21 protein-coding genes and 1 riboswitch are annotated in these 26,308 nt (G+C 41.6%); of the genes, 20 read left to right on the forward strand and 1 reads right to left on the reverse strand.

Annotated features, from left to right (window positions below; genetic code table 11):
- Position 1: 1 nt before the first annotated feature.
- From MHI53_RS04660 to MHI53_RS04755, 20 genes are all read left to right on the forward strand, one after another.
- Complete coding sequence (locus MHI53_RS04660) at positions 2-970, forward strand: DUF3445 domain-containing protein (RefSeq protein WP_061144516.1); 969 nt, start codon at positions 2-4, stop codon at positions 968-970.
- A gap of 31 nt (positions 971-1,001) precedes the next feature.
- Positions 1,002-1,523, forward strand: coding sequence for a hypothetical protein (locus MHI53_RS04665; RefSeq protein ID WP_155645598.1), 522 nt, complete (start codon positions 1,002-1,004; stop codon positions 1,521-1,523).
- A gap of 5 nt (positions 1,524-1,528) precedes the next feature.
- The gene (locus MHI53_RS04670; protein ID WP_340372885.1) at positions 1,529-2,494 is read left to right on the forward strand and encodes a PDR/VanB family oxidoreductase; all 966 of its coding nucleotides are present in this window, start codon (positions 1,529-1,531) and stop codon (positions 2,492-2,494) included.
- A gap of 41 nt (positions 2,495-2,535) precedes the next feature.
- Positions 2,536-4,029: an aldehyde dehydrogenase family protein gene (locus MHI53_RS04675; RefSeq protein WP_100532656.1), complete on the forward strand. Its 1,494-nt coding sequence runs from the start codon at positions 2,536-2,538 to the stop codon at positions 4,027-4,029.
- Positions 4,030-4,225: 196 nt separating this feature from the next.
- On the forward strand, positions 4,226-6,199 hold the full coding sequence (locus MHI53_RS04680) for a BglG family transcription antiterminator (RefSeq protein ID WP_340372886.1): 1,974 nt from the start codon (positions 4,226-4,228) through the stop codon (positions 6,197-6,199).
- A gap of 539 nt (positions 6,200-6,738) precedes the next feature.
- Positions 6,739-8,097, forward strand: coding sequence for an IS1182 family transposase (locus MHI53_RS04685; RefSeq protein ID WP_340371729.1), 1,359 nt, complete (start codon positions 6,739-6,741; stop codon positions 8,095-8,097).
- Positions 8,098-8,360: 263 nt separating this feature from the next.
- Positions 8,361-8,654: a PTS lactose/cellobiose transporter subunit IIA gene (locus MHI53_RS04690; protein WP_155645533.1), complete on the forward strand. Its 294-nt coding sequence runs from the start codon at positions 8,361-8,363 to the stop codon at positions 8,652-8,654.
- Between the two features lie 25 nt (positions 8,655-8,679).
- Positions 8,680-8,985, forward strand: a complete 306-nt coding sequence (locus MHI53_RS04695; RefSeq protein WP_061143337.1) for a PTS sugar transporter subunit IIB — start codon at positions 8,680-8,682, stop codon at positions 8,983-8,985.
- A 49-nt stretch (positions 8,986-9,034) separates the two neighbouring features.
- Entirely contained in the window at positions 9,035-10,363 is a 1,329-nt protein-coding gene (gene celB / locus MHI53_RS04700; protein WP_311316486.1) for a PTS cellobiose transporter subunit IIC, read from the forward strand.
- A complete protein-coding gene (locus MHI53_RS04705; RefSeq protein WP_061143335.1) occupies positions 10,360-11,700 on the forward strand; it encodes a 6-phospho-beta-glucosidase in 1,341 nt (446 codons plus the stop codon). The genes celB and MHI53_RS04705 overlap by 4 nt, the downstream gene beginning before the upstream one ends.
- 53 nt (positions 11,701-11,753) lie before the next feature.
- Positions 11,754-12,476, forward strand: coding sequence for a glucosamine-6-phosphate deaminase (locus MHI53_RS04710; RefSeq protein ID WP_340372887.1), 723 nt, complete (start codon positions 11,754-11,756; stop codon positions 12,474-12,476).
- Positions 12,477-12,721: 245 nt separating this feature from the next.
- Positions 12,722-13,600, forward strand: coding sequence for an aldose 1-epimerase family protein (locus tag MHI53_RS04715; protein ID WP_340372888.1), 879 nt, complete (start codon positions 12,722-12,724; stop codon positions 13,598-13,600).
- A gap of 608 nt (positions 13,601-14,208) precedes the next feature.
- Complete coding sequence (locus MHI53_RS04720) at positions 14,209-15,321, forward strand: D-alanyl-D-alanine carboxypeptidase family protein (protein WP_061143332.1); 1,113 nt, start codon at positions 14,209-14,211, stop codon at positions 15,319-15,321.
- A gap of 533 nt (positions 15,322-15,854) precedes the next feature.
- On the forward strand, positions 15,855-17,144 hold the full coding sequence (locus MHI53_RS04725; RefSeq protein WP_340372889.1) for a histidine--tRNA ligase: 1,290 nt from the start codon (positions 15,855-15,857) through the stop codon (positions 17,142-17,144).
- 126 nt (positions 17,145-17,270) lie between these two features.
- Positions 17,271-17,467: riboswitch (cobalamin riboswitch) on the forward strand.
- Positions 17,468-17,723: 256 nt separating this feature from the next.
- Entirely contained in the window at positions 17,724-19,430 is a 1,707-nt protein-coding gene (locus MHI53_RS04730) for an acyl-CoA dehydrogenase family protein (RefSeq protein ID WP_340372890.1), read from the forward strand.
- A 15-nt stretch (positions 19,431-19,445) separates the two neighbouring features.
- Positions 19,446-20,333: an NAD(P)-dependent oxidoreductase gene (locus MHI53_RS04735; RefSeq protein ID WP_340372891.1), complete on the forward strand. Its 888-nt coding sequence runs from the start codon at positions 19,446-19,448 to the stop codon at positions 20,331-20,333.
- Positions 20,334-20,351: 18 nt separating this feature from the next.
- On the forward strand, positions 20,352-21,806 hold the full coding sequence (locus MHI53_RS04740; RefSeq protein WP_061143328.1) for a CoA-acylating methylmalonate-semialdehyde dehydrogenase: 1,455 nt from the start codon (positions 20,352-20,354) through the stop codon (positions 21,804-21,806).
- Positions 21,807-21,898: 92 nt separating this feature from the next.
- Positions 21,899-22,684: an enoyl-CoA hydratase-related protein gene (locus MHI53_RS04745; RefSeq protein ID WP_340372892.1), complete on the forward strand. Its 786-nt coding sequence runs from the start codon at positions 21,899-21,901 to the stop codon at positions 22,682-22,684.
- Between the two features lie 15 nt (positions 22,685-22,699).
- Positions 22,700-23,755 (forward strand): enoyl-CoA hydratase/isomerase family protein, encoded by a 1,056-nt coding sequence (locus MHI53_RS04750; RefSeq protein WP_061143326.1) that lies wholly within the window; start codon positions 22,700-22,702, stop codon positions 23,753-23,755.
- A gap of 216 nt (positions 23,756-23,971) precedes the next feature.
- Positions 23,972-24,934 (forward strand): hypothetical protein, encoded by a 963-nt coding sequence (locus tag MHI53_RS04755; RefSeq protein WP_340372893.1) that lies wholly within the window; start codon positions 23,972-23,974, stop codon positions 24,932-24,934.
- A 152-nt stretch (positions 24,935-25,086) separates the two neighbouring features.
- On the opposite strand, the gene MHI53_RS04760 is transcribed toward MHI53_RS04755, so the two are convergent.
- Entirely contained in the window at positions 25,087-26,280 is a 1,194-nt protein-coding gene (locus MHI53_RS04760) for a C40 family peptidase (RefSeq protein WP_081092498.1), read from the reverse strand.
- Positions 26,281-26,308 lie beyond the last annotated feature (28 nt).

Here is a 26,308-nt window from a genome sequence, read left to right on the forward strand (position 1 = left end):
AATGTTCACACAAAGATTGGATTTCAAGACCACTGATTTAGATACATTTCCGTTTCCATTCACTTCTGGTAACTATCGCTATTCAAACGATTTGAAAACACTCTCAAACATTAACTGTATTGAAGTTACACCAGAATACAGACTCCAAGTGGAAGCGAAGCGGCGTCTTCTTCAAGAGCAGCCGCATATAAGGTTTCAATCGTTTCCACACACATTAGAGATGCAATGGGAAGTACTTGAAATGCTTATCGACATGGCAACTGATCGCTACCCGGAGCATTTCGAGGTCATTAAAGATGAAGGCAGCTGGACGTTCAAGAACCACATCTTAGGAGAGTCAGAATCATTCGTGTTTGGTGATGCCAGTACGCTACCAAATGAGCCGCTTGATTATATTGGCCGTCATTTCCACAATGACTTTGTCTTAATGGTTCATCGCGATAGTAACTTCTATTTGGAAGTGGGGCAGGTCTCCTATGCAGCCCTTTTTTCAGCCAACTGGAATAAAGGGATGTCTTTCGATGAGATTCATGCACCTGTCCCATTTGTATCGCGAAAAGGCGATGAGCTAGCAGAGCGCGTTCGTAAGTTTTTATTATCCATTGAGCCAGGAAAGCCATGGACTCGGATTAACTGGAACCTGATGGCAGACCGTTGGGATGTCAATTATGAAACGATGGATGTGTGGGAACCGCAGCGTTCTGAGATAACGCCCGAAAGTGCAGGAAAGCTAGTTCGTTTACGAGTTGAAGAACAAAAATTTTATCGCATGCCACGAAGCAACGCGATTCTATTCGTATTGAACACCCAGTTCCTGCCACTTGAAGATTTGACATTGCGCCAGGAGTGGTTTGATCTGACATATAGCGTGCTCCAGGATATTCCGGAACCTATGGCTGAATACAAAGGGATAGCTCCATTTCTTCCACAATCGGTCGAATATTTGAGACGCATTGATGAAAAACGGTAAAGCGAACAAAGAAAATAAGGAGGATAGTGCCTTGTACAATAGTCCAGTATTATTTGATAAATCTGTTACAATCGTAAATCAATTCACTCCTCGGAAAGAACGGAGAAAATTTGTCGTCATAACGGATCAAGCCGGGTACGAAAAGGCGAAGAATTTCACTTCTGAAATATTAGGTACAGTGCCTTTCGAGTGCCTTACTATTAACAGTGTGGAAGATAAAGAGAAGGTTAAGAGATTCTTCTTGTCACAGAAGATGGGGACGCAATGTTATATTGCGGCTGAGTGGAACAATGCTGTTATGGTCTTCTCGCTTGGGGTAGAGGCGGGTCTATCTGAAGATGAGATCCAGACAATGATTATCGGGCCCAAACGCCGCTACGTTTATTGCATGAAATGCTTCGAAGTTTCGGAAGTCTCAGTAGAAGCAGCGATTGCAGAATGTGACCATTGTAGAGCCAGTCTTGAAATCGGTCCTTTTTATTCAATCGTACGGGAAGGTTATATTGGTTACCCATTCATCCCAGTCGACAAAGAAAAAGTAGCAGGGAGTTGATCATCATGCGATTAGTGGGAAATATTCAAATGAAAGTAAATAGGATCATTCAAGAAACTCCACTCGTGAGACAGTTCGAGTTGATTCCGGTTGATGGAAACCCATTGCCTGCTTTTACTGGAGGTTCGCATGTAACTACATTCATGCCGGCCGGAGAAACGATTTTCGAGAGGGAATACTCCATTATCAGCCATCCGAGAGACCGTAAGAAATATGCCATTTCAATCCGTCGTGACGAGGCGTCTCGCGGAGGCTCTGCATACTGGCATGATTATGTAAAGGAAGATACTAGGCTGGAAGTCAGCTTTCCTAAAAACAACTTCCCTCTCAGCTTTCGAGCGAAGCATCATGCGTTTTATGCAGCTGGAATAGGCATCACTCCATTTTTGGCGATGATGGAAGACATGGCTGCTGAAGGCCAAACCTTTGAACTCCATTATGCAGCACGCACACCGGAATTATGTGCTTTTTATGATCTGTTGAAAGCTAAATATCCGGATCAATGCACTTTTTATTTTTCGCAGGCAGAAGCGAAAAGCAGAATGACACCTGCGACGATGATGGATCATCGTATTGGCACACATGTTTATTTTTGCGGACCGCTCGAGATGGTGCAACAGTATCGTGAGGCAGCCAGTTCATATGGGTATCCCGAACATGCGATTCACCTCGAATTATTCGCCGCAAAAAATGATGGGCCCAAAGATCCTTTCTTTGTTGACCTTACAGATAGCGATCGGTCCATCTCGGTTCATGAAGGAGAAACACTGCTTGAAGCCCTTTTAAGGGAAGGAATTGATGCACCGTATTCATGTAAAGTCGGCGGGTGCGGAAGCTGTGAGGTAGCTGTCGATGATGGGGAAGTGGACCACCGTGATTTCTTCCTTAGCGAAGAAAACCGCCAATCACGCAACTCAATCCTGACATGCTGCTCACGGGCGAAGGGAGACAGACTTGCTTTAAAACTTTAATACTTCAATACAAGGTAAAAAAATGAATCGGAGGCTAAAACATGACAATTATAGAAACGGCAGTTTTAGAACTGAAAAATTACATTAATGGTGAGTGGCAGTCTTCATCTTCAAATGAAGTAATTCCGGTCATTAATCCTGCGACACAGGAAATCATCGCTAGGGCACCGCGAGCGACCAAGGAAGAAACGGAACTAGCCATCTCAGCTGCGAAAGACACATTCAAAAGCGGAGTCTGGTCAGGACTTACAGCACAAGAGCGTGCTTCCTATTTATATAAAATCGCAGATAAAATTGATGAACGTGCGGAAGAGTTAACGATTCTTGAAACAATGGATAACGGGAAACTTAAAGCAGAGGCGGCTTTCGATATTGCCGATGCAGCTTCGTGTTTTCGTTACTACGCCGGCTTGGTTCAACATCCAGAAGGGGAAACATACCAAGTTCCCGCTCCCGTACAAGCTATGGTCGTTCGCGAGCCTGTAGGTGTAGCTGGTTTGATTGTACCTTGGAACTTCCCTCTTCTAATGAGTGTATGGAAAATCGCACCTGCCCTTGCGGCAGGTAATACGATAGTGTATAAACCGGCAGAAGTGACACCTGTTACAGCAACGAAGCTGTTTGAAATCTTAGAGGAAGCGGGCATCCCAAAAGGAGTCGCCAATATGGTGATGGGCCGCGGGACTGTCGTAGGCCAAACAATTGCCGAAAGCAAGGATGTTGACATGGTTTCATTTACAGGAAGTACAGACGTTGGCCGCTCGATCATGAAAGCGGCAGCAGGCAATTTAAAGAAAATTTCCCTTGAGCTTGGCGGTAAATCACCTAACATCGTTTTTGCGGATGCGGATTTAGAAACAGCGGTCGATTACGGATTGTTCGGTATCTTCTTCGGTGCAGGACAAGTATGTTCGTCAGGTAGCCGCATTCTTGTTGAAGAAAGCATGTATGCTGAATATGTAAAATGCTTTGTGGAACGCGCAAGTAAAATTAAAGTTGGACCTGGTCTTGCACAAGGAAGCCATATGGGAGCGATAGTAAGCGAAGCACAAATGAAGAGTATTTTAAATTATATTGAAATAGGCAAACAGGAAGGTGCGACACTTGCAACAGGAGGTTACCGGCTCGTTGATGACGGTCTTGACAAAGGATTCTTCCTTGCACCGACTGTCTTCACCAATGTAACAACTGACATGCGCATCGTTCAAGAGGAAATCTTTGGTCCAGTTGTTGTCATCCAAAAGTTTAAAGATGAAGAAGAGGCTATTAAACTGGCAAATGATACAGACTACGGGCTAGCAGGAGGCGTCTTCTCTAACGACGGGGCAAAAGCACTGCGTGTAATCAAGAAAATACGAGCGGGCATTACATGGGTAAATGATTATCATCCAACATTTGTCGAGGCCCCATGGGGCGGTTACAAACAGAGCGGGATTGGACGCAGTTTAGGAAAATACGGCTTAGACGAATACCAAGAAATTAAACAAATCAACATTAATCTCGATGTAAAACCGATTGGCTGGTTCCCCAATTAAGCTAGAGAAGAAGCAAACAACTTGTAAAAAACCTAATCCAATTACGGATTAGGTTTTTTGGATTGTCCAGCAGAAGATTCCTTTATTTGCTATTTTACGCAATATAGATATAAAAGTTAAACTAGGCCTCTAAGGTCATATAAAATTATTTATCACTATAATAGAATTTAGTCAGGAATTTATTGATAGGGAGGTAATGTACTTGCATTCAAGGTCATACAAAATATTGAGATCCATGATGCAACGGGACGACGATGTAATCATTGGTCACCATCTTGCCAAATTAACAAATGTCTCGGCAAGAACGATTCAGAAAGATATAAAGATGCTCAATGATATAGTGAAACAGTATGGAGCATGTATCCATTCTATTCGGAGCGTTGGTTACAAGTTGGAGATTAATGATCCTGAAACGTTCTACCTGTTTATCAAAGAAGAGCAAAAGAGGCAAGGAGTGGAAACGGAAGTCCCAGGTGATACCGAAGAAAGAGTTCTTTTTTTATTAAGGAGATTACTTCTTGCTGAAGGTTATGTAAAGCAGGATGATTTAGCTGAGGAAATGTATGTCAGTAAATCAACCATTCAAAAACTAATGAAGGATGTAAGGGAAAAGCTGGCTGTGTACAAGTTGACCCTACCAAGCAAGTCAAGTTTTGGACTTAAGATTGAGGGAGATGAGTTTAATTATCGTTCCTGTATTTCTGAATATTGTTTCATTAGAGACATAAACCATTCTTTCATGGCAAAGCAGACATTACTTAAAGAATCTTTTACGGAGAAACAAATTAGGGACTTAAAAAATCTAGTGTTAAATGCCGCTCCTAATAGAAACATACATATTTCAGACAGAGATTTTGAAGATGTACTGATTCATTTTCTTGTTGCTATTAAGCGGATTAACGAGGGTCTTTATATTAGAAAAGATGAACTGAAGAGCAGGGAAATTCCCCTGGCCCTTGCAAGTTCCGTCGTGATTGATTTATTAAAAGAAATAGAATCGATTTTCAATGTGACAATACCTGAGCCGGAACGTATATATCTATGTCTTCTTTTACTAGGAAAGAAGATCATTCCTAATGAGTTAAAAAATGATACGTCCTCTATTAGGGAAATGAACAAAGTGATAGACGATATGCTTTGTGCAATTTTTTTGGAAATGAATATTGATTTTCGGGAAGATCCAGAATTAAGGACTAGTTTATTTAATCATATAAAAGTGATGTTAAACCGCTTAGAGTATGGATTGAATATACGAAACCCGATACTGAAAGAGATTAAAGAAAAATACCCTTTCTCCTTTGAGATGGCACTAATAGCAGCCCAATCTCTTGATAATAGTTTAAAAATTGAAATAAATGACGAAGAAATAGGGTTTCTGGCTATTCATTTAGAGGGTGCCTTACAGCGTATGGACGCCAATGTCACACGTATACGATGTTTAGTGGTTTGCTCTACAGGTACTGGAAGCGCCCAGTTGTTGAAGTATGGACTAAATAAACATTTAGGAGACCGATTAACGATTATAGGCGTTCAAAGTTATTATGCCCTATCACAAATGGATTTGAAAACGATCGATTTAATAGTTAGCACCATCCAAATTGATGCTGCGCTTCCGATCCCATTTATAAAGGTAAGTCCAATATTATCTGAACAAGATATAATTGCCATTAAAAATAAATTGAAAGCAATCCATACGAAAAATCATTGTGAAATAGCACAGTTTATTAAAGAAGATTTAATTTTTCTACAGATGGAGCTCAGCAGCCCAGAAGAAGTAATTGAGTCCATATGTCAAACAATTATTACTAAACAACTCGCTTCCCCGGATATTACGAAATTAGTTATCGAAAGGGAGATGGCTTCACCAACTTCGTATGGTAATTTAATTGCGATCCCCCACCCATTAAAACATATTAGTTATGAAACCTTTTTAGCTTTTTGTACACTAAAAAAACCGATCAAATGGGGAAATGAAATGGTTCAGTTAATCTGTTTTTTTAATATAAAGAAAAATAATGAAATGGATTTACAAGTCTTATATGAGTTTCTCTATACCATGATCAATGATAAAAATATTGTTGAAAAATTAACAAATTGCCGGACTGTGCCTGAATTTTCGGCACTTTTATACAGTCAGGACAAAAGTAACAAGATTCATATCATAAAATAATATACGGGAAGCTGGAAGAGGTGAAATTTGTCTATGCAACGAAACGATTGAGCGTGTGTTCGGAAGGTTCAAAAGTAAAGCATGGTATGCGTTGGACCGCTTGGAAATAAAATATTCGTTGCCTTGATTGTAAAGAAGATGGACTATTGGACAGGGCAAGGTCCAAAACACGGTACAACATAGTGGGCTCGTAAAGTTCTAATCTCTTAAATTCAGGCGTCCCCCTTTTGTCTACAAACTGAAACTTCCGTATTATAACGGAAGTTTCAGACTGTAGACAAACTCGATGAAAATCGAGTTTGTCTATTTTTATGGCCTGTACAATTTAGACGTTGATTTCCACTCCAGGCACTCGCTTTCCGCGGGCGGTCGGGGAGCCTCCTCGGCTTTGCCTGCGGGGTCTCCCCTAGACGCGCTTTTCCCGCAGGAGTCTCGTACCTTCCGTTCCAATCAACTTTGTCTTACCTTTTAGATAGAACACTTTTGACTGGAGTCATTTTTGTTTTAAAATTGAAGGATTAAAACTTGAGGTGATGAGGATGCTTTCTAAACATGATTCTATTCAGCGAGATCAACTTGAAATGATTACTTTAGATCAACTGGTGCCACCGAACCATTTGGTTCGTAAAATGGAGGCTGCCATTGACTTCACTTTCATTTATGACTTGGTGAAAGATATGTACTCAGAGGTAGGACGCCCAAGTATTGATCCAGTTATTTTAGTTAAACTGACTTTCATTCAATATACCTTCGGTATTCGTTCCATGCGTAAAACGATTGAAGAAGTTGAAACCAATATGGCTTATCGTTGGTTCTTAGGCTATGGTTTCCATGATAAAGTGCCTCATTTCTCTACGTTCGGAAAAAATTATGAGCGACGCTTTAAAGATACAGACCTGTTTGAACAGATTTTCTGTCGCATTTTAATGACAGCTGCTAATAAAAAGTTAATAAGTGTAGAACACGTTTTCGTGGATTCCACACATGTGAAAGCCAGTGCGAATAAACGGAAATTTGAAAAGAAAATCGTTCGTAAAGAAACACGAGCGTATCAAGGACGTCTTCAAGAAGAAATCAATCAAGATCGTGAAAACCACGGAAAGAAGCCTTTTCCACCAGATAAATTTGATAAGGAAGAAACCAAAGCAATTAAAGAAAGTACTACGGATCCTGAGAGTGGCTACTATGTGAAAGATGAACGAACAAAACAGTTTGCCTATTCATTCCATGCGGCCGCAGACGGCAACGGTTTTGTATTGGGAACGATTGTAACACCTGGTAATACACATGACAGTCATATTTTGGAGCCACTTGTTGAGCAAGTGATTGAGAAAGTTGGAAAACCAGAAGCAGTTGCCGCAGATGCAGCTTATAAAACACCAGCGATTACAAGCTACCTATTTAACAAAGAAATCACACCTGCTTTACCCTATACACGTCCTCGTACAAAAGAAGGATTCTTTCGCAAACATGACTATGTTTACGATGAACACTTTGATTGTTACCTTTGCCCTTCGGGAGAAACTTTAAAGTACTCAACAACAAATAAAGAGGGCTATCGCGAATACAAATCGCCCAAACAAATTTGTGCAACATGCTCATTTTTATCACGGTGTACGGAAAGCAAAGACCATCAAAAAGTAGTGACACGGCATATCTGGCAAGCATATGTGGAAGAAGCAGATCATCTGCGTCATCATCAAGAGGTAAAACCTATATATGCGAAACGCAAAGAAACGATTGAGCGTGTATTCGCAGATGCAAAAGAAAAGCATGGTATGCGTTGGACTACTTTAAGGGGACTTAAAAAATTGTCGATGCAGGCGATGCTTACTTTCGCTGCCATGAATGTAAAGAAGATGGCCACTTGGACATGGCAAGGTCCTAAAATGGCTTAACATAGTGGCTCGAAGAGCCCAAATCTCGTAACCTTTGGTCAAAATTTCAAAGGAATTTCAAAAGGGGTTCGGAATTTTTTAATTCCGAACCCCTTTTGTCTACAAACTGAAACTTCCGTATTATAACGGAAGTTTTTTGTGTATGGATGAAAACGTTTTCTTGGTAGGGTAGATACATGGAAGAACAAGTTTGGAACAAGAAATGTTCCGTTAAAGAGAAAGGTTGAGTCAATGTGGAAGCAAGTTTACCGATTAGTTTTCAAATGATCCTGCATGGTGGCAATTCACGGAGTCATTCGATGGAAGCGCTTCAATTTGCAAAGTCGGGTGAGATCGAACAAGCAAAAAAGAGTCTTCAAAAAGCGAAAGAAGAGTTAACACTTGCTCATCGAATACAAACAAATCTCATACAAAACGAAGCAGGGGGGAATAATACTGAAATTTCTCTAATTCTGATTCATGCTCAAGATCATTTAATGAATGCTATCACAGTAAAAGACTTAGCGGAAGAATTTATTTATCTTTACAAAGAATTGAAAGAAATGAAAGAAAGATAAAAATTAAAATTGGGAGTGACTTGAAATGAACATTTTATTATCTTGTGCGGCTGGAATGTCAACCAGTATCATCGTAAAAAAAATGCAAGATGCTGCTGCAGCTCAGGGAAAGGACTATGAAATCATAGCCTTGGATATAGAAAAGGCGGAGAAGGAATTCGAGAAATATGATGTTGTTTTAGTGGGTCCCCAAATCCGCTATATGTTAACCAAATTCAAAGCCAAAGGAGAAAAAGTTGGTATTCCAGTAGAGTTGATTAATCAAATGCATTACGCCATGTGTAACGGAGAAGAAGTGTTGAAACAAGCTGAAAGGTTAGTAGTAACCTAATAAAAAAAGAATGAGGGGAGTTCTATATATGAGGAATGTTTACAATTTCATGGATGAAAAAATCACTCCTGTCGCTTCCAAAATATCCAATCAACGTCATCTTTCTTCAGTAAGAGACGGTCTGATTATGGCCATGCCACTATTAATCATTGGATCTTTTTTCTTGATTCTCGCCTACTTGCCTATTTCGGGTTATCCAGAATTTATGGAGAACATGTTTGGAGGCAACTGGCAGACAAAATTAACCTATCCTGTAAGCGTTACCTACGACATTATGGCATTATTGGTCTCGTTTGGCATAGCATACCGTTTGGCTGAAAAGTACGGAACCATCGATGCAGTAATGACCGGAGTCTTTTCGATGGTCTGCTTCGCGTTAACTGTACCGCAGCATGTTATGTTTACGCCAGAAGGGTCACAAAAGGCTTTGGAAGTTGGAGGAGTTCTTCCTACAGCTCAGTTGGGCAGCCAAGGATTATTTGTTGCCATAGTTATTAGTATTCTTTCCACAGAAATTTATCGTTTCTTCTATGAAAAAGATTTTGTTATCAAGATGCCTGATAGTGTTCCTCCTGCTGTATGGAAGTCATTTTCGGCACTAATTCCTGGAACGATAACGATCTTAGTCATCTGGGGACTTAGATTATTAATTGAAGTTACGCCTTTTGAAAGCATGAATAATATCGTTTCTATCATAATAGGCATCCCTATGCAGTATGTCGGGGGAACTTTGCTTGGGATGATTGTAATCGTATCGGTAATTGGTGTTTTATGGTCTGTTGGACTGCATGGCGATGCCATTTTAAGTGCTTTCACTACTCCGATATGGCTTAAGAATATGGATGAGAACCGAGCTGCATTTCAGGTAGGTAAAGAAATTCCGAATATTTTCACTCAGCAATTTTATGAGTTATTTATTTGTATAGGAGGTACCGGCGCACTGTTTTCCATTGTCATGCTGATGCTTTGGAGAAGCAAAAGTCAACAAATGAAGGAATTGGGCAGGGTTGCCGCACCAGCAAGTGTATTCAATATAAGCGAGCCTGTAATTTTCGGTGTACCAATCGTGTTGAACCCGTATCTATTCATTCCATTTTTCATGACACCGATCATATTGGTTATTGTTACGTATTTTGCCATGAAGACAGGGTTGGTTGCACGACCTGTAGGCATTGCGTTACCTTGGACCACTCCTCCTATCATCAGCGGGTACTTAGCTACAGGTGGTAAAATTTCAGGAGCCGTTATGCAGATTGTGAATATTTTAATAGCTTTAGTCATATATTATCCTTTTTTTAGGATTTGGGATAAGCAAAAATATAGAGAAGAAAGCGATATGAACGAAAAAATCAATCGTGATGTGGAGATGACTTTATGAAACAAGGAATCAAAATTGCAACAATCGGTGGAGGTTCTAGCTACACGCCCGAATTAATTGAAGGATTTATTAAGCGACATAACGAATTGCCTGTAACCGAAATCTGGCTTGCAGATATAGAAGAAGGCAAAGCCAAGCTTGAAATTGTCGGAAATTTAGCAAAACGGATGGTTGAAAAGGCGGGTGTAGCCATTGAAATCCATTTGACATTAGATCGAAAAGAAGCGTTAAAGGATGCCGATTTCGTTACGACACAAATGCGAGTAGGGATGCTGGACGCACGCATGAAAGATGAGGCTATTCCATTAAAGTATGGTGTGATCGGGCAAGAAACAAATGGTCCTGGCGGCTTATTCAAAGGAATGCGTACAATTCCAGTAATTTTAGAAATATGTAAGGAAATGGAGTGTTTATGTCCGGATGCCTGGTTAATTAATTTCACGAATCCTGCAGGTATGGTAACGGAGGCCGTTCTTCGATACAGCAACATCAAGAAGGTAGTCGGACTTTGTAACGGACCGATCGGTACAACTAAAGGTCTTGCCAAAATGTTAGAGGTTGATTCTGAAAGAGTCTATGTCGAATATGCAGGCCTGAACCATATGGTATTTGGTCTTCATGCTTATGTCGATGGTGAAGAAGTAACCAAAGAAGTGATGAGTATGCTGGGGGGAAGGGAAAAGGATGGGATAACCCCGAAAAATATAGCTGCGCTTTCTTGGGAACCTGATTTCATTGAAAGACTTGGTGTCGTCCCAAGTGGATACCATCGATATTATTATCAAACGGATAAAATGCTTCGACAACTTCTGGACGATGCTAAACATGAGGGGACACGCGCAGAAGTGGTCCGAAAACTTGAAAGCGAGCTTTTCGAGTTATATAAAGATGAGAGCTTAGCTGTTAAACCGAAACAATTGGAGGGCCGTGGAGGTGCATACTATAGTGAGGCAGCTGTCCAGCTGATTCACTCCATTCACACGGATAAGCGTGATATCCAAACGGTAAATGTCCGAAATAATGGTGCCTTATCGAGCATTCCCGATGAGTCTGCTGTTGAGATAAACTGTGTTATTACGAAGCATGGCCCTGTTCCACTAACAGTAGGTGACCTACCAATACAAGTAAGAGGACTTGTTCAACAAATTAAATCATTCGAAAGAATAGCGTGTGAAGCGGCCATTACCGGAAACTATCAAACAGCTCTTCTGGCAATGACGATCAATCCACTCGTGCCATCCGACACAGTTGCCAAACAAATATTGGATGAGATGTTGGAAGCACATAAACAATTCCTTCCCCAATTCTTTCAAAGGGAATCAATAACTAAAGCGTAAGTGAGCATATGACCGTTCAGAAACTATGATTATTCTTTAGGAGGAAATTAATAATGGAAGTTTGTGTATTTAAAGATTATAGTGAAATGTCCAAGCAATCTGCAGAGATGATCATTAAAGCAGTGAACGAAAAACCGGATGCATTATTGTGTATTGCCGCTGGAAGTACGCCAACTGGAACATTGCGCTATTTAGTTCAGGAAGCAAAACATAAAAGAGTTGATTTTTCTAATTGCAAATTTGTCGGGCTCGATGAATGGGTAGGTATGGATCGCCATGACGAAGGAAGTTGCCAGCATTATCTATATTCAGAATTTTTCGATGTTTTGAATATTAATCAGGAAAATATTCATTTTTTCGATGCTAAAGCAGAAGACTTAGAAGGAGAATGCAAAAAAACAGATAAATATATAGAAGAGCATGGTCCGATCAATGTATGTATTTTAGGCTTAGGCATGAACGGTCACCTTGCCTTGAACGAGCCAGGCATATCATTCGAATTGTCTAGCCATGTTGTAGACCTTGATAATACTACGAAGGCAGTAGGTCAGAAGTATTTCACTGAAGCTAAAGAACTCTCAAAAGGGATTACATTAGGCTGCCGGCAATTTTTAGATGCTAAATTAGTGATGCTCCAAGTAAATGGCAGTAGAAAAAGAGAGATAGTAAAAAAGCTAATTGAAAAGTCAGTTACAACAGCATTACCTGGAACCATTTTAAAAAAACACGAAAATTCTTTTTTATTACTTGATGAAGAAGCTGCTGAAATTCTCTAATGCCCCCGTTATACAGCTAAAGCCTAAAATAAGGGGGGAAGAATTGTATATGGAAGAATAAATTTATACAATAGTAGATAATGAAGTACTTCTCCAACTTTCGACAGCAGCGGATTTAAAAAGTGCATCATTTTCTATGAATGTATGCACCATAATTAGAGGAAACGCCGTCATCATTTGGATGGCGTTTTCCAGTCACTTTGGATTACATAGAACGAAATCCAGAAAGATGAGAGGGATTAGACATGATTGTAATTGAAAATGATTGGTTAGAGGTAGGAATAGTAAGCAACGGTGCAGAGGTACGTGAAGTGAAGCATAAGAAAAATGAACTAAACTACATGTGGACAGGGGATAGCACATACTGGGGACGCGTGTCTCCGGTTCTATTTCCGATAGTAGGGCGTTTAAAGGAAGATCAGTATCACCTTGATGGTCTGACCTACAAGATGTCACAGCATGGCTTTCTGCGAGACGTTAAGTTCATGGTTGAAAAGCTGACAACAGATAGCGCGTCTTTTGTGTTTGAGTCTGCTGGACGTTTCATCGATGTTTATCCATACGAATTTAAATCCACTATTCATTATTCACTTAAAGAGGATTCACTCAGCGTTCGTTGGAAGATAGAGAATAAAAGCAAGGAAGAAATGTATTTTTCCATTGGAGCGCATCCGGCATTTAAGATTCCGCTCTTAGAGAATGAAACGATTCATGACTACAGTCTTAAGTTGACCTCAGCTAAGAACAAGAATCCGCTTGAATACGAGTTAAAAGATTCTCTTATCCACGAAAAAGCTGCTGTTAACAATACTGAAACGATACCGCTCACAAGGTCCTTATTTGCAAATGATGCGCTTGTATACAGCAATATGGATCTCACGACACTCACATCCAATAAATCGGGTCATGGCGTCCAAGTAAGTCACAATGACTTTCCTTTTGTAGGGATTTGGTCAAAACATGTCGATTCAGATGGTACTATGGCACCGTTTGTTTGCATTGAGCCGTGGTATGGCATTGCGGACACGCATAATACATCGGGGAATTTGAAGGAGAAGTTTGGCGTGAATAGGCTTGGAGTTGGAGAAACTTTCCAGTCTGAGTATAGTATAAAGTTTATATAGAGCTAATGAATGAAATGATCATTTCATTCATTAGCTCATTGCGAAGTAAGCTACCTAGAAACAGGATTGGACCAATATCAATTACATCCAAATGGAAGCTAAGATCGCGTGGGCAAAATTAGAAGGTAATGACTAATTGAAGGATAACCTTCTCAACTAAAGAGTGATCCATATCAATCTCGGGAGCTGATCATCAGCTCCTTTTCTTATGGTATAAAGGGAAAGGTTAAGGAACAAGGATAACCACATTGGCATATAACTGAGTGGACTCACATTTGGGCTACCATATAGAAAGCGGCTTGTAACAAAGAATGGGTAAGGTAACGATTTAGACAGAACTCCATACCATACAAGCTGCATCCCATCCCATGACTTTTCATGAGATCTCGAAGAATATCAAAGTAACGGATGGACCATATGGGTGTTAACAGCCAGGCAGAAATGATGGGCAGAATAGAGCGATTATATAGAATGATATTTAGGGTTGATGTTCTAGTTGGCAGACGATAATGCGGGAAATTGTATTTATTAACCAACATAATTAAATAGTACAATATACCAGTGACATTTTTCGCTTAAAAATATAACCTGATGTTGAGGTGTTCTATATGACAAAACGAAATAAAGTAATATGTCTTACTTTCATTGTTTTATTTGTCGGTTTAATTGGCTTTAACCAGGCAACCATTAAGGAGTTAGCCCCAAGTGTAGCCAAAGCAGCCACTGTAACCTATACAGCAAGTGCAAACCTGAACGTCCGCACAGGTCCTTCCACTGCCAATAAAATCATAACGACCGTAAAACAAGGCACAAAGCTAACGGTAATGGGAAAAGAGGCAAACGGATGGCTAAAAGTAAGCTTAAAAGGTCAAACAGGCTATGTCAGCAGCCAATATGTGAAAATATCAAACTCTTCAGCAACTAAAATATATACAGCAAGTGCAAACCTGAATGTCCGCACAGGTCCATCTACTGCCAATAAAATCATAACCACCGTTAGTCAGGGCACAAAGCTAAAAGTTATCGGGAAAGAGGCAAACGGATGGCTAAAGGTTAGCATAAAAGGTCAAACAGGTTATGTTAACAGCAAATATGTGAAGGTATCAAATCCTTCATCTGACGCCATTCAGGTTGTTGCAAAGCCTGAAAGCATACCAGTGCTAGTCAATAAAAAAAATAAGTTACCAGAAAACTATGTTCCTAAAGACTTAGTGTATACGACGATACCGTTCACTTTCATAGAAAAGACAGAAAAGAGAAAAATGCGCAGTGAAGCAGCAGTTGCCATTAGTGAATTATTTGCGGAATCCAAGAGGCAGGGGATAAGTCTTCTCGGTGTATCTGCTTACAGATCACATGCTACACAAGTTGCCCTGTTTGATTATTATGTAAAAAGGGATGGGTATGCCAAAGCAATTACGTACAGTGCATTACCTGGAACAAGTGAGCATGAAACGGGCCTTGCCATTGATGTGACAGGAGGAAATGGTAAATGCGCGGCGGAGGATTGCTTTGGAGGTACTAAAGAAGCAAAATGGCTGCAGGCACATGCCGCGGATCATGGCTTCATAATCCGATACCCTAAAGGCAAGGAATCGGTTACTGGTTATAAATATGAACCATGGCACCTTCGTTATGTAGGCAAACCAATTGCCCAAACCATCATGGGCCACGAAATTACCCTTGAAGAATATTATTCTACGAAAGCCGTCCAAAACTAAAAAGAACGTCTTAAAGTCATATGTTTCTAGTGCACAAACTTCTATCCAGATAGCCTCATCAAAACCTTGATGGGGCTATTTTGTATATAGCACAACCTAAAACAGTCCATATAACTTCGAATTTTTGCTATTCGTTACGAGTTTCGGCATATTCAATGTGCACCTGTAATCCAGATAAGCATCCAGCTGCTCCATTTGGATGTTGGGTTATGGCTTGATGTGACGAGTCTTTTGATATAGGACTTGCAATAATGACATCCGACAGCGGCAACGATACTAACGAAATAAAAAAGAATTGATATATCCCTTCCAGTATGATACATTAAATGGAAATTTGAGGTGAACCCATATGCAGTCCGTTAAGAAGAGCATTTCCCTGTCACAATTACATCATCCTATAAAGTAGTCTTGCTATTCGATTTTTAAAAATCGGCATATAGGAAGGCTATTTATCATTAAACCGCATGGATTAAGTTATAAAACTTAAATCTCGTGCGGTTTTTTTATTTTAATAAAAATTGGAGGAATGAATGATGAGAAAAATGGATTACCAAAACGTAAAGGGCACTCAAGATTATTTACCGGATACAGAAGTGATACGAAGAGGCATCAGAAGGACAATAGAAGACGTTTTTATCCAATACGGATGTAAGCCATTGGAAACACCGATATTAAATTACACGGAATTGCTAGCTTCCAAGTATGGCGGGGGTGCCGAAATATTAGAGGAAATGTATACCTTAACAGACAGGGGAGAAAGAGATTTGGCGCTGCGATACGACCTCACTATTCCCTTTGCAAAAGTAGTTGCAATGAATCCAAGCATAAGGAGACCTTTTAAAAGATATGAGATAGGTAAAGTTTTCAGGGATGGACCGATAAAAACGGGAAGGCTTCGTGAATTTACACAATGTGACGTCGATATAGTGGGTATAGAATCTCAAGTTGCTGAAGCGGAATTAATGACGATGGCATTGGATGCATTCCGGAAGCTTGGTTTAAAGGTAAGCATCCAATATAATAATCGAAAATTATTAGCTGGAATGCTTGAGGCTTTTGGAACAACAGATGAAAAGATCAATAAAGTGATATTGATACTTGATAAACTTGAAAAAGTCGGATCGGAGGCTGTTACGGTGGAGCTAAGGGAACAAGGGCTGCTGCCTTCAACCATCAATTCGATTAATCGCTTTATAACCGCCGAGGATAATGCCAGTTCGGGCTATTTCGAGCCTCTCAGTGAACGGAATCAACAAATTAAGCAGGGAGTAGCAGAATTAAAAGAGCTGGAATCTTATCTCGAATTCCTTGGTGTCGATAAGCAATGTACATTCAATCCATTTTTAGCAAGAGGGCTGGAGATATATACTGGAACGATTTATGAGATATTTTTATCTGATAAAAGCATTAAATCAAGTATTGGCAGTGGCGGAAGGTATGACAATGCCATTGGTGGACTGATCGGGACGAATGAAAGCTTTTCAACGGTGGGGATTTCATTGGGTCTGGATGTTATTTATACGGCCTTACTATCTTCGAAGGAAAATATCGTGGAAAATCATGATGTGGATTTTTATGTGATCCCGATAAATACTGAAAAGCAAGCATTAGTAGTCGCAAGGCACCTAAGGGATAAAGGATATAAGGTGGAATATGAAATGGGAAAGAAAAGGCTCGGTAAAGCCTTAGATAAAGCAAATAAAGAGAAATTTCGTAATGTCATCATCATAGGAGAGAACGAGGTGAAAAATAATCAAATTAAAATTAAAGATATGTTCTCTGGTGAAGAAAGAATGGAGCCTTTTTCGTTCAGTGAAGGCTGATGAGGGACGAGGCATTAAGATTAAGTGCATTCGGATGAATCTTAAGCCGTTATAAATGATAGATTAAATCAAACATATCAAATATTTGTAAATTTACTAAATATTTGATATGTTTGATTGGAAAACTTCATACGTGTAGAAACGGGTGTAGATTGATATTTTTTCATCTACATAATAGGGAAGTCGGTTAGAGCCCGACGCTGTCCCGCAACTGTATTTGGGAGCGATCCGGATAAACCACTGTCTTCAGAAACATGAAGATGGGAAGGTTCGGGGAGTGATGATCATAAGCCAGGAGACCTGCCTGTTTCAGCACACATCTATACCTACGAGGATAGGGGGTGTTAAGTGCGAGCGATTGATCTGCATGTTTTTATTTTATCATGGGAAAACATGTTTATTTACGTATCAATTCGAACTTAACAACTTCTTTATTGGAAGTTGTTTTTTTATTTTAAGATCATCATCAGGAGCTGTGCAGAAAAAGTAGTGTATGTGAGCAATGTTGAAAGGGCTTACAATAAACTGGGAAGCCTGCCCGAGAGAAGAGGGCGATGAGTTGAAATGAGGAGGAAAGAAATGGGTGAACTTCAATGTAACGAACCTTTATTTCCTCATAAACTGGACACGGCAGGATTTACACCAGAGGATTTTAATGAGGAAGATCATCTCATATCAAAGACTACAGAGCTCTTTGTCAAAAACGAAATAATGCCCCTGCTGGATTCGATCGATCGGCATGATCACGGCAAGGTGAAAAAATTGTTTCAAGAAGCGGGAGAGCTCGGCTTACTCAGCGTAGAGGTTCCAGAGTCGTATGGCGGATTGTCCCTGAATAAAAAGCTTTCAGGGCTTGTGGCCGAGAAGATGGGATTTGGCGGTTCTTTCAGCGTCTCCTTTAATATACATGCAGGTGTAGGGACCCTCCCGTACGTTTATTACGGGACAGAAGAGCAAAAGCAAAAATACTTGCCAAAACTTGCATCAGGAGAATGGATTGGTGCTTATGCCTTAACGGAAAATAACGCGGGATCAGACGCGCTTAACGCCAAAACGACGGCGGTCTTAAATGAGCAGGGGACAGCCTGGCTATTAAATGGTGAAAAACAGTGGATCACGAACGCACAAGTAGCCGATGTATATGTTGTCTTTGCCAAAACAAATGACAGCATGACTGCATTCATTGTAGACAGAATGTTCAAAGGGGTTTCCGTCGGTCCCGAAGAGAAGAAAATGGGGATAAAAGGGTCTTCGACAGCCACTTTAATTTTGGAAGATGTCAGTGTACCGGCGCAGAATGTTCTGGGAAAAGTCGGGCAAGGCCATCATGTAGCATTGAATATTCTAAACATGGCGCGATTGAAGCTCTCCTTTTCTAACATCGGAGCATCCAAGCAAGCATTGGAGCTTGCCGTTAACTACGCGAAACAGCGTAAACAATTTAACCGGACGATCATCGGTTTTTCGATGATACAAGAAAAGATTGCGAATATGGCGATTGCGATTTATGGAGCGGAAAGTGCGGCCTACAGAACGGCTGATAGCTTGGACAACGTATTCGAAACGGACGAACCTCTCGATGAACAATTGGGAAAACTGGCAAACTATGCAGCCGAATGTGCGATCAATAAAGTTCATTGCTCCGAGATCCTTGATCGAATCGTGGATGAGGCTTTACAAATTCATGGGGGTTATGGCTACATGCAAGAGTACGAAGTGGAACGATTATATCGGGATGCCCGGATTAGCCGGATTTTTGAAGGAACGAATGAAATAAACCGTCTGACCATTGCCAAATTATTGATGAAAAAGGGGTTTCAAAACGGCGGCACATGGTTGAACCCTTTATTTGATGAGGAGGTGAACCGAAACCGGCAATACATCCAGTTTTCTAACATGCTTCTTCACAAATCTTTGAAAGCATTGATACATGCCAATATCAACATTCAACAGGAACAAGAATATTCCCGTTTGCTTGCAGACATGGTGAAGGAAATTCATGTGATGGAATCATCGGTCATTCGCACGGAAAAAGCGATACAAAAGAACGGGATGGAAAAAGAGCGGCTGAAAGAGAATATGACGAACGTTATCTGTGAAGAGGGGTATCGCAGAGTTGAAGAGATGGCCGTGTTGATTTTAACGGGAACGGAATCGGGTGAAGCAAGCAGAAAAGTATTATTGGAAGAAGTTCGCAGCCTTGCTGTTCCACTCTTTAGGAATCTGTTTATACAAAAACGTGAAATTGCAGAAAGAATGGCTGATCAAGAAAAATATAAGGTGTGAACGGAGTGAAGCCTAATGAAAAAAATCGGGTTTATCGGGTTGGGCAATATGGGTCTGCCTATGTCGCAAAGTTTACTACTTTCCAATTTTACAGTGTATGGAATGGATTTGAACAAAGAAGCTGAAATGTCCTTTCATCAATCAGGAGGAACGATTGGCGTATCGATTGAAACTATGGTGAAACAATGTGATGTGATCCTTACAAGTCTTCCATCCTCTCAGGCAGTGGAAGAAGTTTTTCTAGGAGAAAAAGGACTCGTTTATCTCGTCGATTCCGCTGTTATGCTGATCGATACGAGTACGGTAGCCCCTGAATTGAATATCCGCATCGAAGAGGCTGCCAAGAAAAAGGGTGTTGATTTTCTCGCGGCACCCGTCAGTGGCGGCGTGATAGGGGCGGTAAACCGAACGCTCACCTTCATGGTAGGCGGTTCAAAGAATGTCTTCGATAAGGCCAGGCCTTTGTTTGACGCAATGGGCGAGAATATTTTTCATGTGAATGATCAAATCGACAGCGGTACGAATACAAAGCTGATCAACAATCTCTTGATCGGATTTTATACGGCAGGGGTAAGTGAAGCTCTTCACCTTGCAAAGAATAGCAATCTTGATCTTGAAAGGTTGTTCGAGATGCTGAACGTAAGCTATGGTCAGAGTCGAATCTACGAGCGAAACTACAAAAGCTTCATCGCAAACGATAATTACGAACCCGGTTTTGCTTTAGAGCTGCTAAGAAAAGATCTCGGCTTCGCACTTGGGCTTGCAGCAAAGAATGATCTGGAACTGCCAATAAGCAAAATCCTTTTTGATCTGTATGAAGAAGCAGTGGAGAACGGGTATGGTGATAAAGACATGTCCATCCTCTATAAAAAAATAAGTGAGCAGGCGACGAAGATTCTTTAAGGAGAGGTGAGGGAGCAGATGATTACAACGAATATAAAAAGAATGAAGAACAACATCAACGGAGAATGGGTGGATTCCAACGGTACGGATGTCGAAGAAGTAATTAATCCAGCCAACGGAAAAATAATTGCCTATGTACCTCTATCGGTGAAAAGGGATGTCGATCAAGCCGTACAGGCCGCTCAACATACGTATCAAACTTGGTCATTGGTACCTGTGCCGAACCGGGCAAGACTTCTATACAATTACCTTCATCTGCTTCAAGAGCAGAAAGAACAATTGGCCGAAATCATAACGATGGAAAATGGGAAAACGTTAAAAGATGCCCGCGGTGAGGTACAGCGGGGAATTGAAGTTGTGGAGATTGCGACTGCAGCTCCGACACTAATGATGGGTGAATCCCTGCCTGGCATTGCTGAGGGGATCGATGGATCGATCTGGCGCTATCCATTGGGAGTGGTTGCGGGCATTACCCCTTTCAACTTCCCGATGATGGTACCGCTTTGGATGTTTCCGCTCGCAATCGCCTGCGGCAACACGTTTGTCCTAAAAGCTTCAGAAAGAACACCAATCCTCGCCGAGAAACTAGTGGAGCTTTTCTATGAATCTGGTTTCCCGAAGGGTGTCCTCAACCTTGTGCATGGTGCAAAAGATGTCGTGAACGGCTTACTGGAAAGCGATGACATCAAAGCGATATCATTCGTCGGTTCCGAGCCTGTGGCCAAGCATGTATACCAAACGGGTACAGCTAACGGCAAACGTGTTCAAGCACTTGCTGGTGCCAAAAACCATGCCGTTGTCCTAGCGGATTGCCATCTTGAAAAGTCGGTTCAAGGCATTATCGGAGCGGCGTTCGGCAGCAGTGGAGAACGCTGCATGGCCTGCTCGGTCGTAGCGGTGGTCGATGAGATCGCCGATGAATTCATGGAGTTGCTCGTTTCTGAAACTCGTAAACTGAAAACAGGAGAAGGCAAATCGGAAGATAACTTTGTTGGTCCGCTGATCCGTGAAGTCCACAAAAATCGAGTGGTCCATTATATTGATAGCGGAGTAAAGGAAGGGGCTGCATTACTGGTTGACGGGAGAAATCCGGAAGTTGAGGAAGGATATTATGTCGGAGCTACCATTTTCGATCATGTGAAACCGGACATGAAAATATGGCAGGATGAAATTTTCGCTCCGGTATTGAGTGTTGTACGAGTCAAAGACCTTGATGAAGGAATCAAACTCACCAATCAGTCGAGATTTGCCAACGGCGCTGTCATCTATACGGCGAGCGGCAAAAGCGTCCAGCAGTTTCGCGACAAGATTGATGCCGGAATGATCGGTGTGAATGTCAACGTTCCAGCTCCGATGGCGTTCTTCTCCTTCGCTGGGAACAAAGCCTCCTTTTATGGAGATCTTGGAACGAACGGAAAAGATGGGGTCCAATTTTACACACGAAAAAAAGTGGTAACCGAACGCTGGTTTTAACTCTGACTAACCAACAAAAGACCTGTTTGCGGCATAAAGAAACCAATGGAGGGGTCTTTCCTATTTAACAGCGATCATGGGAGGGGTAAACTTTGAACTACAAATATGCAAAGATCGAAAAAGAAAATTTCATTACGTTGGTCACATTGAACAATCCACCCGCAAATGCACTATCTTCTTCCTGTATCGCTGAATTGCGAACCTTAATGCAGGAGCTTGGGCGCGATGAAGAAACAAGAGTCATCATCATGACAGGAGCGGGCCGGTTCTTTGTGGCGGGGGCGGACATAAAAGAATTCGTCTCAAAATTGGGCGATCAGGAACAAGGGTTGGCGCTTGCTGAAGGGGGCCAGGCGCTTTGTAATGAAATCGAAGCTCTTAAGAAGCCAGTCATTGCTGCAATAAATGGGCCGGCACTTGGCGGAGGGCTGGAGCTGGCGATGAGCTGTCACTTCAGGATCTTATCCGATCAAGCGACGCTAGGTCTGCCGGAATTAAAGCTTGGACTTATCCCTACTTTTGGCGGCACACAGCGGCTCCGCAAGATAACGGATACGGCAACGGCATTGGAACTTATCCTTACGGGACGTTCCCTTTTTGCAGGTGAAGCCGTTGAACGTGGGATTGCCCAGGTAGCTGTAAAAGAAGCTGAATTGTTAAAAACGGCTAGAGCAATGGCAACGTCGTTTGTAGAAGGAAAAAGCATGACCAGTGTGATGCGAGCTGTGGAATGTATCGTTCAAGGAGGCAACGACAGCATGGAGCAAGGGTTGGAACGGGAACGAAAACGGTTTGCCGAACTGTTTCTGACAGCTGATGCCAAAGAGGGAATTCACGCATTCGTCGAGAAACGACAACCAGACTTTAAACATTTCTAAAAAGGAGTGGATGGGATGTCTGCCGAAGTGGTGTTTTCCATTAAGCAAAATGGCGTGGCAATGATTATTTTAAACCGCCCGAAAGCGCTCAATTCATTATCTCATGAGATGGTGCGCGCCATCGGTGAAAAATTAATGAAATGGAAGACAGACCGTAACGTATCGATCGTTATCATAAAGGGCGCAGGCACAAAAGGGTTTTGTGCGGGCGGTGATATCAAGACACTCTATGAAGCACGATCATCTGAGTCAGCGATGCGAAAAGCGGAGGGTTTTTTCGAGGTGGAATACGAGACGGATCTGTCCATCTACCAATTTCCAAAGCCGATCATCGCTTTTTTAGATGGAATCGTGATGGGGGGAGGCGTCGGGCTGACATACGGTGCGAGTCACCGGATTGTAACGGAGCGGACGAAGTGGGCCATGCCAGAAATGAATATTGGCTTTTTTCCTGATGTGGGAGGAGCTTATTTTTTAAACAAAGCTCCTGGACACTTAGGGCGTTATCTCGCTTTAACTGCGTCTGTTATACAAGCACCCGATGTACTCTATATGAACGGTGCAGACATATTTATGGAAAGTGACACCATGCAGCTTTTTAATGAAAAAGTGGAGCATACGGATTGGTCCGAGGGGAAAATTGATGAAAAGCTTGATCAGCTGATCGATGAATATCGAACACAGCCATCTCAAGTGAGCAGGCTTGCTTCTTTTCAAAAAGAAATCGATCGACACTTTGGGTTTGTAACAGTTGAAGCGATCCTTGAGTCGCTCGACAGGGAGGGCAGCGATTTTTGCACGAAAACGAAAGAGCAGCTTCTTGCCAAATCCGCATTTTCATTGAAGATCACGTTAAAGCAATTGACCGACGGCAAAAATAAAACATTGAAACAATGCTTCGAAACCGATCTTTTGCTAGCCAAGAACTTTTTGCGGCATGGAGACTTCTATGAAGGTGTGCGATCCATCCTCATCGATCGAGACCATTCGCCGAAGTATGAATACAAACATGTTTCAGAGGTAACGGGGGATACGGTGGATAAATTCTTTAACCAAGTTCTAAACGGGTAAGATACATGCCATTGATCATCACTACCGAGAGTAATGCTCGGCAATTACAATACGTGCAATTGCACGCAATCATGAATTGTATGGGGAAATGAGTATGCCTTTCTGAAAACAACAAGCTGTCTATGGACGGCTTTTTCCCATGGTCCGTCAAAACCATTTTACTTGGAAAACGGTTCTTTGCATCATACTATATAGGAAGGATGGAAGGGAAGATAAATGAAAATGAATAATGGAATGTTGAAGGAAGGGCTATCGATCATTTCCCAATGTAAACAGGAAACGGGCGACATTTGGCAAGCGCATTTTGGTGCGGCGGCCATTGCTGGTCACTTTTTCGTGAAGGATAATGAACTGACTGGAAATCTGGCTCAACTTGTAATTTCGCAGGTGAAATCAATGATCGAGAGCCAGTGTACGGATAGGAAACAATTTGATCCTATAGGTGAATGGGATATGGAAAAGGCTGAACACAATATTCTTCAATCACTTGATAAAACGATCGATCGACTCCACTGGGTTGGACATAACGTCATTTATGGCGCCATTAGTTTATTGGCACTTCGTGACTTGAAAGAAAGCGGGGCCGTTTCTGGCGTCGGCCTTTCTGGGATAGCAGATCTCATTCTCTCATTCGAAAACTCGATTCCAGGACGCTCATGGATCGGTTTTTCGGCTTCTGAAGTCAAAAGAATCGAAATGACAAAAGAAGATGGCCTGCCAAAGATTGAGAACGCAAATGACCTTTCCCATTTCGTGCTGGAAGAATTGGCGCAATTTCCAATCATATATCGAGCGGAATCACACCATGACTTAATAGGACATATGATCACTTTTTCTCATGCATTGAACATTTTATTTGATGCTGGCCATGTTTCCTTGTTCAATAGAGGTCTGCAGCCTTTGCTCAAACTGGTTAAAGCTCTTCGGGGCAGCCGGGATGTCAAAATAGGGGATGCGATAAAGATATTCTCACCCGTTGATCATTTGCCGCTGCAAAAGGCGGTGCGATCGGAATGGCTGCCAACGGAGTGCGGGTATTGGACAAAAGACCATAGCAGGAATCGTTGGGATTTTGGACATATCTTTAAATTTCCTTTTAGTTTTTATGATCATGGAAGACGTGTGGGGAGGGTGAAGGATCAATCCATGGAGAATTTTCGCTATATTATCAATCAGTAGTTGTGCCTGCCCTTAACTTGAGTTCGGAAGCAGGTCTGAGCGACAATTAACTTAAGGGCTAACATTAGAAATCAAGCGAAACAGGAAAAGCGTCCCGGACCAAAATCGAGAACGCTTTCCTTTTTAGGTTCATAGAGTTGTATCTTGATAGGTTAGTTTAATACACGTACCGCTTTTATGAAACGGGGTCCCCAGTAGGAACTATTGATGTTTGCATAAGAAACGCCGTTGGATGTGGAAGCATTGAGCATTTGTCCGTTACCGGCATAAATGCCAACATGGTTGATTACGCCATCACCATTTGTATCAAAAAACACTAAATCGCCTTTTTGAAGGTTGTTCGAAGATACGGATGCACCTGCCCGTGATTGGGCCAATGAAGTGCGGGGCAAGGAGATGCCTGCAGCCTGAAATGCTTTTAATGTGAATGAAGAACAATCAAAAACATCAGTGCGTGATGTGCTCGCGCCGTACACATATTTAGCCCCCATATATTTTGCACCAGTAGTCAAAACTTGATTAGCCTTGGCGGATTTCGTCGTTGATATGGAAGGTTTGTTAGCTGCCGAGGATGCAGTCTTTCCGGAAACATTGATGGTTTGGCCGATTTTAATGCGATTCGAATTGGTGATCGCAGGGTTTAACTTAAGTAAGGCATTTAGCGATAGGTTATATTTTTTGGCAATGGAAGATAAACTATCCCCCAGCTTGACCACATGTTTTTCGACAGCCTGCTTATTTACATTGTTGCCATTGTTAATGGCAGTGGTCGTGATCTTCAAGACTTGTCCTGGGAATATCAGTGATCCACTCAAGCGATTTACCGATTTTAATTGCTGGAGTGTCATATTTTTTGCTTTGGCAATTTGGCCAAGAGTATCCCCAGGTTTGACTGTATAAGTGTCGCTTGAATTGCTTTTGCTGGCATTCGTGCCAGTCGAAATGGCTTGTCCGGAAACACGGATTGCTTGGCCAATATAAATGCGATCTGAATTGGAAATCGCGGGGTTTAATTTAAGCAAGGCATTAAGGGAAAGGTTATGTCTTTTGGCGATCGTAGATAGAGTATCCCCAAGTTTAACTACGTATTTCTTCGTTGTATCACTACTTTTCTTCGTTGTCTTGTTAAGGCCATCGATCTTCAAGACCTGCCCGGGATAAATGAGGCTTCCCGTCAAGTGGTTGGCGGCTTTAAGTTTCAGGACGGTTGTCTGATTGGCTTTGGAAATTTTATCAAGGGTATCCCCTGATTTAACTTGATAAGTACTGGCATAAGCTGAACTGCTCGCGAATAAGGTCCCGACAATGGTTCCCGCAAGAATGATAGAGTTTTTCGAATTGTTCATTTAGGAAAGTTCCTCCTGATGTGGTAAA

This window comes from Peribacillus sp. FSL E2-0218 (assembly GCF_037992945.1).
Lineage (GTDB): Bacteria > Bacillota > Bacilli > Bacillales > DSM-1321 > Peribacillus > Peribacillus simplex_B.